This is a genomic window from Pseudoalteromonas sp. 11L1, assembly GCF_055397545.1.
The window spans coordinates 303,680-316,834 of the sequence record NZ_AP041142.1 but is presented as its reverse complement, the minus strand read 5'-3'; the positions used below and the strand labels follow the sequence as shown (position 1 = coordinate 316,834).

Below are 13,155 nucleotides of genomic sequence, written 5' to 3'. Positions count from 1 at the left end.
GAGAATGTATGCGCCAAACACCCAGTAAACAATTCACTCATTTAAAAACAGACTGTATCGGTGAATGTTATAGAATGAAGGGCTACTGTATTGGGTGCGGTCGCACCAGCGACGAAATATTCGACTGGATTATTTTAACTGACGAACAAAAAGAAGCAATATTGGCCTCCCCTCGTGAAGATGCCAAAAAAGACTAGCTTAAATTTTTAACCGTTAAGGCGCATTACGCTGTGATGGGTCACGTTTAAAATCTTTGCTTAATTGCTTAGGATCTAACGCTTCACGTTGTTTGCTTGCGCCCTCAGCCCACCACATTAATTGATTAAAGGTGCGCGAAAAATAGCTATCCCACGATGTTTGCTCTGCCGCATTGTTTGCTTCACCACTTTCAATAAACACATCCTGTGCTTTTGGTACATGGATCATTGCTGATACCGGCAAACAGCCCAGTTCACTTAAAAAGCTGCGCATGCCAACAGCAGCGCGCACGCCGCCCCACTGCCCTGCAGAATAGGTAACAATTGCGCTGGGTTTATAGCCAAATAACGAGCTTCCAAAATGGTTAAGCAAATTAGCGAGTGCTGGGCTCATCGAATGATTATATTCAGGGCTCACCATAACAAAGCCATCGCTGGCTTTAATTTGTGCTGCTAAATCATCAAGTTGTTTAGGTACCTCAGCCTGCGTATAGGCAAAGTGCGGTTTAAACACAGGGTCTAAATCGTAATCGAGCGGATCAATAAGCTCTATTTCATGCTCAGAATAGTGCTCAAGCAAACAACGCTCACATGCTTTTGCTACTCTCTCCCCTAAACGCGCAGGCTTAGGTGGGGTACTTTTTCTAACCGAACCGAGAAAAATTAATAACTTCATGTAACGGCACTCCTTTTTGATTACAAGAATAAATACCTCAAAAAAGTTTGAGGTATTTACCGTACGATTTAGGCCTTATCAAGCGCTTGGCTTACATCGGCAATAATGTCGTCAATGTTTTCAATACCCACCGATAAACGAATTAAATCGCGGCTAACGCCAGCATTGGCCAGCTCTTCATCATTTAATTGTCGGTGAGTGGTAGATGCTGGGTGGCAAGCCAGCGATTTAGCATCGCCAATATTTACCAAACGTAAAATCATGTTTAGAGCATCAATAAACCGCGTACCGGCTTCAAGGCCACCGGCAATACCAAAACTTAAAATACCTGACGCTTTACCATTGGTAATTTTTTGGCTCATTTCGTTATACGGGCTTGATTTTAATCCCGCGTAATTAACCCAAAGCACCTTAGGGTGACTCTCTAAATATTCAGCAATTTTTTGCGCGTTTTCGCAGTGACGATCCATTCTTAGCCCTAACGTTTCAAGGCCAATTAAAATATCAGAGGCGTTTTTAGGCGCAAGCGCCGCACCGGTGTTTCTAAGGGGTACAACGCGGCAACGACCAATAAACGCCGCCTCAGCAAACGCATCGGTATACACTACATTATGGTACGACGGATCTGGCTCATTCATCATCGCAAAACGAGTGGCATTGGCTTTCCAGTCAAACTTGCCCGAATCAACAATCATACCGCCAATCGCGGTTCCATGACCGTTAATGTATTTAGTGAGTGAGTGCACCACAATATCGGCACCTAACTCAAATGGCCGACATAAATACGGCGTAGCCACAGTGTTATCTACAATTAAAGGCACCCCTTTGCTGTGGGCAATTTTCGCAAGGCGAGCAATATCAACTATATTCCCTGCAGGGTTACCAATCGACTCACAAAATACCGCACGGGTATTTTCATCAATCGCGTTTTCAAAACCGTCAAAATCATCGGCTTTAATCATTCGCGCTTCTATACCTTGGCGCGGCAAGCTGTGGGCAAATAAATTATAAGTGCCGCCATACACTTGGCTGGTGCTTACAATATTAGTGCCCACTTCACATAAACATTGAATTGCATAAGTAATCGCCGCCATACCCGAGGCCACTGCCAGCGCACCAATGCCGCCTTCCATCGCGGCAATACGCTGCTCAAGTACCGCATTGGTCGGGTTCATAATGCGGGTATAAATATTACCCGGCACTTTTAAATCAAATAAATCAGCACCATGCTGAGTATTATCAAAGGTGTACGAAGAGGTGTTATAAATCGGCACCGCCGCCGACTTAGTGGTGGCTTCAGATTCATAACCATGGTGCAACGCTAAAGACTCAAGTTTCATAATTTATTCCTTCAATATAGTTACACCTAACGTAGCATTTAATGGTTACAAAATGCACATGAAATATACTAAAGAATGTTGAAGGGATTTGATTTAACGCTGTATCTAGCTAAGTGTTCAAACTACCGCTTGCTCATATATTCAAGAAAATGAGCCAAGCGCGCATATTACTCCACTAAGCTTCTATTAAACACAATAAAAACTTAGTGATAGTAATATGTTAGGTAATTTGTTAAAACTATATAAAATAGAAAAGTGAGCGTGACATTGGCAGAGATATGCGCGATGAGCGCACTATTAAATTGTTAGAGTTCCAGGGAGCATATGGACAAATTAGTTGAATCATTCATAGAAAGAAAATCTCTATCCGTTGATATGGATTTAAATCCTCCTTTAGAGAATTGTATCCTTCTTTTTGAGCAAGCAAATAAGTTAGTTTATGAACTTGTTAATAATAATATTAAACAAATAAGTGTAAACCCATACTGGGGCACGATGTTTGATATGTACGAAAAAAACTATGGGTATTGTTCAGGAGCAATTAGCCTGTTTCTTCTTGCCGAGCTAACTTCATCTGAAGCTCTTTGTAGAACATCAATTGAAGGTTCAGTAAACCTAGAATACATGAGCATTGGCGACTCTATGGGAAATCAAATTGCTTACTTAAAACATTATCTTGAGACAGAGAAAAAACAAAATAAAAGCTGGAAAGAATCTGTAAAACAGTCTGAAGAGTCTAATGAAAACAAAAAATACCATTACCAAAAAATAACGGCTAAAGACAATGCTCTTGTAGAATATGAAAATGCTTTAAGAGCTTCTTTAGAATTGGCTAATATAGATTTTGATAGCAGTAATCTAAAATGGCCTAATATTTTTGAACGCTTTAAAGTGTTAGGTAAGGAAGTGGAGTATAGGACATTATATACAGCACTTTGCTCTCAAGCTCATAACGATGCAGAGGATGTGCTTAACAAAATTATGGCTCGCGTAATTGGTAATATTGATGGTATGGAAAAAGCTCATGAGGTTGAACAATATTTTTACTCTCTATTTTACATTCTTTCGACTGTAAGATATCACATTTACTCTTCAGCTATGTTTGTAGCAAAATTTAATATCGACGTTAAAGACTTGATGGGCTTGTATACTAAAGTTATGGATGAACTAGCAGATATTGCAGAAAATATGGAAGACATAATTTTACAGCATTTGACAGTTTCAGAACTCTAACAAGTCGTTTAAAAGGACAAAAAACAGTTGGCTTTTGCTCCTTCGTCGCTAATTTTAGCCAACAATTTTTTGCCTCTTAACGAGGCGATATTTCAAGGAGGATTCAGGTTGTCATTTCCAGTTTTAGAGACAAATCGCTTAAGGTTAGATAAATTATCCAAAGAAGACTCAAATAGCTTATTTGAGTTATTCTCTGACAATTCAGTTGTCGAATACTATGATCTGGAAGCTTTCACTGAATTATCACAAGCGAGCAACTTAATAGAGCTCTTTAACTCTCGCTTTAATGAAAACTCTGGTGTTCGTTGGGCTATTCGCCTAAAAGAAACAGATAAATTTATCGGAACTTGTGGCTTTAATACTTGGAGTCCAAAAATGAAAAATGCCGTACTTGGGTATGACTTATTGCCTCAGTATTGGGGCATGGGTTTGACTACTGAAGCAGTCCATCGAATAGTTAAAGCTGCATTTTTAGGTGAGCTATCTTGCGGTAAACTTAACCGAATACAAGGAGATACTGTTCCGGGGAACTTAGCATCTGAATCACTACTTCTAAAGGTTGGTTTCAAAGAGGAAGGTGTAAGACGCCAAAGTGGTTACTGGAAAAACCAGTTTCACGACCTTAAATGCTTTGGTTTAATTCAGTCCGAGTACCGTGAAATATAACAAGCGTATTAAGCATGGGACTGCTAACCGTTTGCTCGGTTCCGCTAAGCTACAGAGTTTAGCCAAGCATTTTTGCGCCCATTAGTAAGGCCTTAGAAGTAAAGTGAAATTCAAAGTTGCTAGTTCAATTCTGGCCTTATTTACATTGATAGGTTTGGGAGTGACTATATTTTCAGACTTTGAGAATATTGAAAGGTTGATCATTTGTTCTGTACTTTATGTATTAATACCAGCTTATGGTGCATATGGTACTTTTATAAGAAGCCGTACTGGAATATTAGTTTCTATGACCTTATTTCTTTTTCAGAGTATTCGGAGTGTTGGAAGTGATAGCTTAATTCCACATATTGCTCCTATAACAATTTCCTTTCCCTTTAGTGATTTCTCAAATGGTCAAGGGTATTTAATCGACTACTTTGCTATTTTTATGGCAATATTTTTAGCATGGTTACTTAAGGTGGTAATTACCCCTAATAAGTCATTAAACAGGGACAAATAACTGTTGATTTTTGTTCCTGTGTCGCATATTTTGACCAACTGATATTTCTCCATTAGTGGGGCGTTATGTGTCAATCTCAATCAAACTAAGGAGTATTAAATGGAATTAGAAATAACATGGAAACGAGCCGCTCGAATTTGGTGGTCATATATTTGGCGCAACATCATAGCAATTATTGGAGCTTTTGTTATTGGCGCTATTGTCGGTGGCGTTTTAGGTTTTATTCTAGGTATGCTTGGTGCCTCTACTGATACGATTAAGTTAATTGTTCAACCCATTGGCTTCTTAATAGGCCTAGGAATTTCAATCATTCCATTAAAGCTAATTCTTGGTAAAAACTTTGGTGAGTTCCGCTTGGTTCTAATGAGTACTAGCGAAGAGTCCAACACATAACAAGGGTTTTCAGGGCGGACACAAAAAGCTGGCTGTTCGCTTCGCTCAAGTATAGCCAGCTTTCTTTAACAGCTTAAAGAGTGTCATGAAACCGAACATAAAAAGCAAAATTCCACTGGCGTTTTTAACTATTATATCGATTTGGTGGTGGTATTATTACGCATCGTCAAATGCGCTTAACGAATATGGAAATGCTAAATATGAGTGGCTATTTATGCTCGACACACTCTTGGTACTTCCAATTTTGTGCTTTCTTTGCGAATCCGATAAACAAAAAGCTCTTTTGAAAACGGCTATTTTATATTGTACCTCTGTGTTCATAGGAAGCCTTATCATTCCCGAACAAAATAAAGTTATTTTCCATTTTCTCGAAAGTGGCCGTTATTTTGTCTTAGCCATCATTCTTGTTTTGGAAGTCACAGCATTAGTTACTGTATGTTTAGCTGTCCACGCTTCACTTGTGAACAAAGAAGATCCAGATTTAGCCGTAGCTAATCCTATCGAGAAAATTTTCGGCTCATCGCTGTTCAGCTCAATTCTGTCAATTGAAGGGCGCGTCTGGAGCTTTGCACTTTTTGCATCCCAAATAAAAAGTAGCGCATATCGTGGCGATCAGCATTTTTTCTACGATAAAAAAGATGGTGCTCAGAGTAACCTATTTGGCTTTATACTCCTTATCATTATCGAAATTCCACTTGTCCACTTACTCCTTCATTTTTTATGGTCAAGCATCGCCGCAAATATCACAACAGGGCTTACGTTGTTTGGACTTATATTTTTCTTAGCCGAATACAAAGCCGTTGGTAAACGCCCCATTTCAATCCATGGGATAAACTTAATCATTCGTTACGGACTTTATGCGCCTTTAACCATACCATTAAAGAACGTATCTGAAATAAGTCTAAATAATTCGTTTGTGAAACGTTCGCGCAACGTAAAACGATTTAACTACTTTGGTGTTCCTAATGTTGCTATCAAACTCTGTTCTCCTATAAATGGAAAAACAAAAATATATTTAGGTGTAAATTCGCCAGAAGATTTTATCACCACCGTTAATCGTGCAAAAATCGCGGTATAACAACGCTCGCTGGGTCACAAGCACGTGCGCAGCTTCGCTGTTTTTTCACACGTGTATACGCTCATATTGGAAGTTATGTGCTTCAATAAGTCTGAGCATAACTCAAGCAAGGAGAGAGTATTTTGACATTAGATGAATACAGAAAAGAATTTGAACAATCTTCAAACAGATCTATTTCAATGCCGGTTGCTGGAACCATAATTTGGGGTTTAGTTGGATTTCTAAGTACACTATTTAGCGCAAATGTTTCTATATATATTTTACTCTTTGCAACAGGCGGGATTTTTCCTATAGCCTTATTAATTGCTAAATTTAGAAAAGAGAACTTAGTTTCCTCATCCAACCCTTTAGCAAAACTAATGGGTTTATGCATAGTGATGGTTAATCTTCTTTGGGCTGTCCATATTCCATTACTTTTAAATGCACCTGAATTTGTTCCTTTGAGTTTAGGCGTTGGCTTAGGACTTCATTGGGTAGTATATTCTTGGATCGTTAAACATCCTGTTGGCTTAATTCATGCTGTGTTAAGAAGTATTTTAATTGTAGCCGCTTGGTATTTATTTCCTAACAGTAGTATCTTAGCTATCTCATGCGTTATTGTTTTAACTTATATAATAAGTATTTATCAAATGTTAACCAGGGATATGACAAACACCTAAACTCTGACAATGTCCTTAAAATCATTTGAACATAGAGAAGGCAATTAGTAGTAAATGAGTACCAAAACTCATTTAACTCTTGAATATCATCAGCACTCTCCCCATTGAGTTACTATAACAAGATGGAGTGATAAATGGATTTACTCAACGCTATTGATATTGAAGTATTTTATTATTTAGGTGGAATGTTACTCGCCTTAGTCGTTTTTCAGGGAATGTTTAAGTTAGTTACTTGGAGCAAAAAAATGCCAAAGGGGGCATTGGTCTTTTTAGCTTTTTTTCCATTAATATCAATCTACCCTATTCCTCCTCAAGAAATAAAAAAAATTGAAAGAATGAAGCAAAAACAAATTAAAAGCGAAGATGAAAGTGGTGATCCAGCTAATGAAGATGAAGTTATTTAATAACTAACATGCTAACTTAGAATAATAAGAATTTAATCTGTTTTAACTTAACGTAAATAAATGGTACCAAGCCTTTGAAAATAAATAATAAAACTCTAGGTGTTTTGCTTTACCTATGCTTAGCCTTAATATTACTTTTGATTGCACTAAGTTATAGCAGTGGCCGATTATCGCACTCTTCACCTCTCAACTCAGTGGTAAAGGAACCAAATACATTAAAAGCAACTCCCCCCCTTAGTTTAAAACAAGAAATACTCGATGATTTATCCGATAAAAACACTATCGCCCCTATAGAAAAAGGCATACAAGATCAAAATAACCAACTTGCTGTAATGGCCATTCCACGCTGGAAACAACAAGGGCAACTAAAAACACATTTAGCGCACTTAAAAAATAAGGCTGACAAAGGCGATATTGACGCAAAGTATATTGTTGCAGCCAATTTAAGATATTGCTTTACTGCCCCTATTGATGATTTTGCCTTACAAGCAAAGCTAGAAGCCATAGCTGATTATACCTATGCAGGTGAAGCAATTGATGCTACGTTAGAAAAATTTGATTACTGTAGTGGAATTAATCAGGAACAACGTCGTGAGTTTTATTTATATTTTTATGATGCAGCGCAAAACGGATCTGTTGCAGCGCAACAAACATTTGCTGATATAACAGCAGAGTTTTATATGCAATCACAAGGTTTTAAAACACAAAACAGAGAGGAGTACATTAAAAAACGCGATGCATTCAAACTACAAAAAATCGCTTTTTTAGAGCAAGCAGCCAAGCATGGCAGTGAAAAGGCGTTAATGAAATTGTCGGCTTTGTATCATTCGCAACAAATCAGCGGTAATAGCTTAGCAAATTCGTACGCATTAAATCGCCTAATGATGGAAATAACGGAAAACGGTGAACTATATAATCGTTATGCATGGTTTGAGCAACGGCAATACCCTCAGCTTTCACAGACTGAACTCAGTGAAGCCAACACTATTGTAAATAACTGGCTGGCAAACATTTATCAAAATGGCAGTCTTTACCCTTATGAATGATCAGACCATAGGTAATATAACCATAACGACTACCAACTCATACTGAGCTAGTGCATTTGAACAACGCTGACTCAGTAAATTCTAATATTAAAATGACTTGTGTTTATCCAAGGCTTTCGTAACTTTCAAGTAACGACCGCCTTGCACTTATTGATATAAATTAGGGTTTAATATAATGTCGAATTCACCATCACTTCGCACGTAAATAAGGCTTTCATCATCATCGTTGAAAGAAAGTTGATGAGCATGTAGGCCATTTGAACCAAAATAACTACCGGGTTTAAGTGTCTTTAAGCTACTTTGTGTTTGATAGGCTATCTTTCCTTTGATTAATACAGCGTGCAGTGTATTTGCTTTACTGCTCAGTGCTGCTGATACACCTGGTGGAAATTTGAGAAGTGCACCTCTAAATTCACCCTCTTCAAGGCTACCCCACAAATAGGTTATTTTGACGCCCGTTTTAGTCATCGACTCTTTAGCGACTATATCTGACCAAACACTATTTTTGGTATGCATATTAAAAGGTCTTTCACCATTATCAAAGGCGTTTTGTGGTGACTTCACCAGATATGGACCAGTATTTATTTCAATAAAAGCAACGCTTTGTTTGTCATTCGCCGTCGTGATGTGTACTTCACCTGCAGGTTGAGTCCAATATGAACCGGTTGGTAGCCACATATTGGCAGCATTGGGGTCATCGTTATGAAGCTCTCCATCAATAACAACCCCCCTGTAGGAGATATTGTGAACATGTGGGGGTGAGGAAAAGCGCTTTGGAAATTTTAGAAGAATACCCGCTGGCATATCTTTAGTTCTATCTCCCCATAAGTCTGCGGCGCTTGGACCTTTGTCACCTCTGGCGGGGTTTAAGTAGCCCCAATTAAGTTCTTCTACGGATACAACACGAAAATTCTCTTGATTTGCAGTTACCTTCGTTACTATCGTCAGTGAAAGAAGCACGATCAGTTTGCTAATAATTTTCATCTAAAGCTCCATTATGTTCAGTTAAATCTATTTCAATAACCTGAGTTGTTTACGCCCTATCAAACGTATCGACGCTAAATTTGCTAATAATTGATGCTAAACAACTCATAACGAGTTCACTGTTATTTGCATCAAGCGCATAAGGGTGTGGATCTGTAAATTGTTTTGAGTCGTTATCAAAGTACTGTCCAGACGCGTTTGCAAACTCGTTTGATAAAGCTGCCTGCATTAAAATTTTTGCACCAATGCCAATGTCATTTCCTGAAACTCCAAAACCTTCTTTTACCATTTTAGAGGCTAATAAGGATCCTGGGTTAACTGCAACGCAATTCTGTGACGGCAGCATTGTTTTTGAAAACTCTCTCGTCCAAATAGTAAGTGCTAATTTGCTTTGCGCATAGGCCTGAAAATCATCATTTACTGAAGTAACACCAGCCATTGCCTCAATATTAATAGGCGCTTGCGCAGCAGACGACAGGTTTACCACTCGACCATCAATCGCTAAATGATTTACTAATAATTGGGTTAGCAGTATCGGAGCAAAGGTATTGACGACAAAGCGCACATCTAACTTATCTTCAGTTTTAGGGTTAGGTGTTTTAAATATACCCGCATTGTTAATAATAACATCGATAGTTTCATGACTATTTGCAATGATTTTGCCTAAAGCCATGGTCTCGGTAAAACTAGAAAGATCAGCCAAGTAGGGAGTAATCTTAGCACTTGCTTCAGCTTGCTTTATATCAGCAATTGCCGTGTTAAGTTTCTCTTGGTTTCTGCCATGCATTAAAACATGGCAACCTAAAGATACAGCTAGTTTGGCAGTTTCTAGTCCGATGCCATCGGTGGCACCGGTAATAAGTATGGTTTTCAACGTTAAGCTACCTTTATCACAACTTTACCCATCGCCTTACCACTTTCTAAGTGTGCATGGGCCTGCGATGCCTGCTCTAGGGTAAACGTTTCTTTGTCTACTATTGGGCGCAAATCACCTGACTCTGCTATTTTAGCAATAGCTTCCAAAATACGACCGTGCTCTTTTCGCCCACTATTATGCAACATAGGAATGAGCATAAATACGACATGCAACGACAGACCTTTGAAATGTGCGGTAGACAAATCAATATTAACCATGGCAACGGTCGAGGCAACATGACCGTTTAGAGCAGCTGCTTCAAAAGAGTTAATCATATTCTCACCGCCTACAGAATCAAAAACAATATCGAAACCGTTTCCATTAGTATATTTATCAACATATTGAGCTACTGATTCATTCTTATAATTAATACCGGTAGCACCAAGGGTATGTATCATTTGCAACTGCGACTCACCACCGCCTGTAGAGTATACGTCTGCCCCAAAATGTTTCGCCAGCTGGATTGCTATATGACCAACACCACCAGAGCCACCATGCACAAGAACTTTTTGTCCTTTATTGACGCCTGCTCGCTGTAAGCCTTCATAAGCGGTAATACCCACTAGAGGTAGTGCTGCACTTTCTTGCATTGTTAAATTTTTTGGCTTTAGTGCAAGCAAATCAGCATCAGCAACAATATATTCAGCTAATGTTCCCGGTAAATCGGCTAGACCACCAGCACAACCATACACTTCATCACCTTTGGCAAACATTGTTACGCCCTCACCAACTTCTTCAACAACACCAGCAAAATCCATACCTAAGAGCGCAGGTGCAGCTGGCGATAACGGTAGCTCAGGACCCATCTGTCTGATCATAGTGTCGACAGTGTTAATGCTTGTCGCTTTTATGCTTACTAAAACATGGTGTGGCTTTATTTGCGGTTTTGCAATTTCACTTAACTCGAATACATCTGTTGAACCGAATGTGTTTACAATCATTGCTTTCATTTTATTGCCCTTTCGTTGTTAGCTGACACTTTGGCGCTTAAAGTGTTTGCGACACAAATTAAACGCTGTTCGACTTTTAAATACAGTCTAATAGTTTTGATTATGGTAATAAATGATGTATAAATAGAAACAGTATTTCGATATTGGATATAATAATGGATACCAATGGCATACGTCTTTTCATTAAGGTTGCAGAACTTCTTAACATCAGTGCTGCCGGTGATCAGCTTGGACTTGCTCCTTCTGTTGCAAGTGCGCGGTTATCAAAATTAGAAGTACAATTAGGGGCTGATTTATTTCACCGCTCTACTCGAAGGGTTAGTTTATCCATTGAAGGCACTGAGTTTTTACCCTACGCAAAAGAAATCATTGCACAGGAAGACGCCGCTTTCTCTGCACTCGGAAAAGGTAGTTCAGAAGTGAGCGGCACCTTGAGATTCGCTGCATCTTCCACGTTCGCTCAAAGATTTGTTGCGCCGTTTTTACCCGAGTTTTTAAACAAATACCCAAAAGTAAACGTTGAGCTTAGCTTGTCTGATACACAAGTTAATTTAATCCAAGGTGGATTTGATTTGGCGTTAAGAAACTATACTGCGCAAGATAGTAGCTTAATCGGTCGAAAGTTAGCAAACGATACCCGTGTTTTATGTGCTTCACCTGAGTATCTAAAAAACAGAGGCACGCCGAAACACCCAGATGATTTGAATTCTCATCAACTGCTCATATTTATGAATGCAAAATCAAAAAAGTTAACCTCATCACAAAACCTCTCAACTTATTACTTTCCTCCACAAACAAGTCAGAGTCGAATCATGTGTGATGATGGTGCAGCTATGCGTATTGCAGCTGAATCAGGGGCAGGTATTTGTATGAGTTCTTTGTGGAGTATTTATAAAGAGCTGGAGAAAGGCACTCTTGTTCGTGTACTCCCAGACTATATCGTCGACGATGAGGCTGCGGTTTGGTTAGTATATCCAAAGTCGAATGTGTTAACGCCTAAAGTGAGAGTCTTTATAGATTTTTTAGTCGATAAAATAGGCTCTCCACCGGTATGGTCAACCAACTAGCCCAAAACAGTTAGCACGTTAATTATCAGAAGGCCTAATTACACTGTTAGTAAAACAGTTTTGTTTTATATCTTCCTCTAAAAGCGCAGCGTCTCTGTGCTCTCTTCGTTCATAAATCACTAAATACCTTATTTCACAAAGAGAAGTGAATGAGCAGAAAACACTGTAATAACGTTTACTCGCTAAGGCTAAAAAAAGTCGTTAGTTAGCTTGGTTTTTGGCTATTTTTCATCATTTCTAAATAGCGTCCCTCAATGAATTTTTTTTCTTTTGTAAGGTGCTTAAGTGCGTACTGGGTTTTTTCTAGCTCTTGCTTTAATGTGTCAAGCTCTTCACTACTTTCTGGCCCGTCAGTTTGTAACTGCAATTGCTGTAATAGTTGGTCTTGCTCTGCAATTTGCCTTTTATATTCGTTTAAAGTGTTAAGTAACTTTGTTTGATCGGGCGTTGACGATGCATCTGCGTTTGATGTTTTATCACTATTTTCGCTCGCGGTTTTAAGCGCTTCATAATCTGCTTGTAACTGGTCTTTTTCTTCTTGAAGTACAGTCACTGCATCATATTGTGCATAGAGTTTTTGACGGGTAACTTTTAATTTTTCAACACTTTTATCCAAATCCCCTTTAAGTTTGCGGATTAACTTATGCGAGCGTTTTAATTTTTTATTGAGATCATCGATTAGCTGTTGTTCTTTTTCGGTAACATGATCTTTGGTTGATGAAGTAACCTCAGTTAATTGCTGTTGTAATAGCATTTGTACACTGATTAACTCAGCGATAGTTTTTCGATTATCGTTAACATAGCTCATGGCATTTTCAACAGACTCTCTGCACATAGCTAAAGTAGCATCATCCATTGTGCCGTTACTTTTAACCATGCTAAGTGCAAATGCCCTAAACTCTCTGAGTATCAGTAAAAGAATATAAAACCACGCGGCTAAAATAAGTAGCCCAAAATTTATAGCAATATAATGATAAACCTCTGGCGGAAATACGGCATATGGCATTATTTAGTTATCTTAAATTAAGTGTTTATTTACTAGAGTTT

16 protein-coding genes are annotated in these 13,155 nt (G+C 38.6%); 10 read left to right on the top strand and 6 right to left on the bottom strand.

What is annotated here, in order from left to right; translation table 11 throughout:
• Window positions 1-8: 8 nt before the first annotated feature.
• Window positions 9-197: a DUF1289 domain-containing protein gene (locus ACZ5WS_RS17175; RefSeq protein ID WP_464712091.1), complete on the top strand. Its 189-nt coding sequence runs from the start codon at window positions 9-11 to the stop codon at window positions 195-197.
• A gap of 16 nt (window positions 198-213) precedes the next feature.
• Here the strand turns inward: ACZ5WS_RS17175 and ACZ5WS_RS17170 are convergent, their stop codons facing one another.
• Together ACZ5WS_RS17170 and ACZ5WS_RS17165 are read right to left on the bottom strand one after the other, a co-directional pair.
• Window positions 214-873, bottom strand: a complete 660-nt coding sequence (locus ACZ5WS_RS17170; RefSeq protein ID WP_464712090.1) for an NADPH-dependent FMN reductase — start codon at window positions 871-873, stop codon at window positions 214-216.
• Between the two features lie 68 nt (window positions 874-941).
• Window positions 942-2,213, bottom strand: coding sequence for an O-acetylhomoserine aminocarboxypropyltransferase/cysteine synthase family protein (locus ACZ5WS_RS17165; RefSeq protein WP_008112587.1), 1,272 nt, complete (start codon window positions 2,211-2,213; stop codon window positions 942-944).
• Window positions 2,214-2,537: 324 nt separating this feature from the next.
• Between ACZ5WS_RS17165 and ACZ5WS_RS17160 the strand changes: the two genes are divergently transcribed.
• The 8 genes from ACZ5WS_RS17160 (at window position 2,538) to ACZ5WS_RS17125 (ending at window position 8,191) form a co-directional block, all read left to right on the top strand.
• Window positions 2,538-3,446, top strand: a complete 909-nt coding sequence (locus ACZ5WS_RS17160; RefSeq protein WP_464712089.1) for a DUF5677 domain-containing protein — start codon at window positions 2,538-2,540, stop codon at window positions 3,444-3,446.
• A 108-nt stretch (window positions 3,447-3,554) separates the two neighbouring features.
• On the top strand, window positions 3,555-4,112 hold the full coding sequence (locus tag ACZ5WS_RS17155; RefSeq protein ID WP_464712121.1) for a GNAT family N-acetyltransferase: 558 nt from the start codon (window positions 3,555-3,557) through the stop codon (window positions 4,110-4,112).
• Between the two features lie 103 nt (window positions 4,113-4,215).
• Window positions 4,216-4,611: a hypothetical protein gene (locus ACZ5WS_RS17150; RefSeq protein ID WP_138608012.1), complete on the top strand. Its 396-nt coding sequence runs from the start codon at window positions 4,216-4,218 to the stop codon at window positions 4,609-4,611.
• A gap of 99 nt (window positions 4,612-4,710) precedes the next feature.
• Window positions 4,711-5,004, top strand: a complete 294-nt coding sequence (locus tag ACZ5WS_RS17145; protein ID WP_138608010.1) for a hypothetical protein — start codon at window positions 4,711-4,713, stop codon at window positions 5,002-5,004.
• An 85-nt stretch (window positions 5,005-5,089) separates the two neighbouring features.
• The gene (locus tag ACZ5WS_RS17140) at window positions 5,090-6,082 is read left to right on the top strand and encodes a hypothetical protein (protein ID WP_464712088.1); all 993 of its coding nucleotides are present in this window, start codon (window positions 5,090-5,092) and stop codon (window positions 6,080-6,082) included.
• Between the two features lie 122 nt (window positions 6,083-6,204).
• A complete protein-coding gene (locus ACZ5WS_RS17135; RefSeq protein ID WP_138608006.1) occupies window positions 6,205-6,741 on the top strand; it encodes a DUF7010 family protein in 537 nt (178 codons plus the stop codon).
• A 134-nt stretch (window positions 6,742-6,875) separates the two neighbouring features.
• A complete protein-coding gene (locus ACZ5WS_RS17130) occupies window positions 6,876-7,145 on the top strand; it encodes a hypothetical protein (RefSeq protein WP_075170199.1) in 270 nt (89 codons plus the stop codon).
• A gap of 74 nt (window positions 7,146-7,219) precedes the next feature.
• Entirely contained in the window at window positions 7,220-8,191 is a 972-nt protein-coding gene (locus ACZ5WS_RS17125) for a hypothetical protein (protein WP_464712087.1), read from the top strand.
• 147 nt (window positions 8,192-8,338) lie between these two features.
• Here ACZ5WS_RS17125 and ACZ5WS_RS17120 read toward each other — a convergent pair whose 3' ends face one another.
• The 3 genes from ACZ5WS_RS17120 to ACZ5WS_RS17110 are packed head-to-tail and all read right to left on the bottom strand — an operon-like array spanning window position 8,339 to window position 11,041.
• On the bottom strand, window positions 8,339-9,175 hold the full coding sequence (locus tag ACZ5WS_RS17120; RefSeq protein ID WP_464712086.1) for a DUF4437 domain-containing protein: 837 nt from the start codon (window positions 9,173-9,175) through the stop codon (window positions 8,339-8,341).
• A gap of 49 nt (window positions 9,176-9,224) precedes the next feature.
• Window positions 9,225-10,049, bottom strand: coding sequence for an SDR family NAD(P)-dependent oxidoreductase (locus tag ACZ5WS_RS17115; RefSeq protein ID WP_464712085.1), 825 nt, complete (start codon window positions 10,047-10,049; stop codon window positions 9,225-9,227).
• Window positions 10,050-10,051: 2 nt separating this feature from the next.
• On the bottom strand, window positions 10,052-11,041 hold the full coding sequence (locus tag ACZ5WS_RS17110) for a zinc-dependent alcohol dehydrogenase family protein (protein WP_464712084.1): 990 nt from the start codon (window positions 11,039-11,041) through the stop codon (window positions 10,052-10,054).
• A gap of 155 nt (window positions 11,042-11,196) precedes the next feature.
• Here ACZ5WS_RS17110 and ACZ5WS_RS17105 point away from each other — a divergent pair, with 155 nt between their 5' ends.
• Window positions 11,197-12,108, top strand: coding sequence for a LysR family transcriptional regulator (locus tag ACZ5WS_RS17105; protein WP_138607997.1), 912 nt, complete (start codon window positions 11,197-11,199; stop codon window positions 12,106-12,108).
• Between the two features lie 205 nt (window positions 12,109-12,313).
• On the opposite strand, the gene ACZ5WS_RS17100 is transcribed toward ACZ5WS_RS17105, so the two are convergent.
• Window positions 12,314-13,114, bottom strand: a complete 801-nt coding sequence (locus tag ACZ5WS_RS17100; protein WP_138607995.1) for a chromosome partitioning protein ParA — start codon at window positions 13,112-13,114, stop codon at window positions 12,314-12,316.
• Between the last annotated feature and the right edge of the window lie 41 nt (window positions 13,115-13,155).

Bases quoted from the DNA above. Each gene is read 5' to 3' on its own strand.
- ACZ5WS_RS17175 (WP_464712091.1), top strand. From the start codon at position 9: ATGCGCCAAACACCCAGTAAACAATTCACTCATTTAAAAACAGACTGT.
- ACZ5WS_RS17170 (WP_464712090.1), bottom strand. From the start codon at position 873: ATGAAGTTATTAATTTTTCTCGGTTCGGTTAGAAAAAGTACCCCACCT.
- ACZ5WS_RS17165 (WP_008112587.1), bottom strand. From the start codon at position 2,213: ATGAAACTTGAGTCTTTAGCGTTGCACCATGGTTATGAATCTGAAGCC.
- ACZ5WS_RS17160 (WP_464712089.1), top strand. From the start codon at position 2,538: ATGGACAAATTAGTTGAATCATTCATAGAAAGAAAATCTCTATCCGTT.
- ACZ5WS_RS17145 (WP_138608010.1), top strand. From the start codon at position 4,711: ATGGAATTAGAAATAACATGGAAACGAGCCGCTCGAATTTGGTGGTCA.
- ACZ5WS_RS17140 (WP_464712088.1), top strand. From the start codon at position 5,090: ATGAAACCGAACATAAAAAGCAAAATTCCACTGGCGTTTTTAACTATT.
- ACZ5WS_RS17130 (WP_075170199.1), top strand. From the start codon at position 6,876: ATGGATTTACTCAACGCTATTGATATTGAAGTATTTTATTATTTAGGT.
- ACZ5WS_RS17120 (WP_464712086.1), bottom strand. From the start codon at position 9,175: ATGAAAATTATTAGCAAACTGATCGTGCTTCTTTCACTGACGATAGTA.
- ACZ5WS_RS17110 (WP_464712084.1), bottom strand. From the start codon at position 11,041: ATGAAAGCAATGATTGTAAACACATTCGGTTCAACAGATGTATTCGAG.
- ACZ5WS_RS17105 (WP_138607997.1), top strand. From the start codon at position 11,197: ATGGATACCAATGGCATACGTCTTTTCATTAAGGTTGCAGAACTTCTT.
- ACZ5WS_RS17100 (WP_138607995.1), bottom strand. From the start codon at position 13,114: ATGCCATATGCCGTATTTCCGCCAGAGGTTTATCATTATATTGCTATA.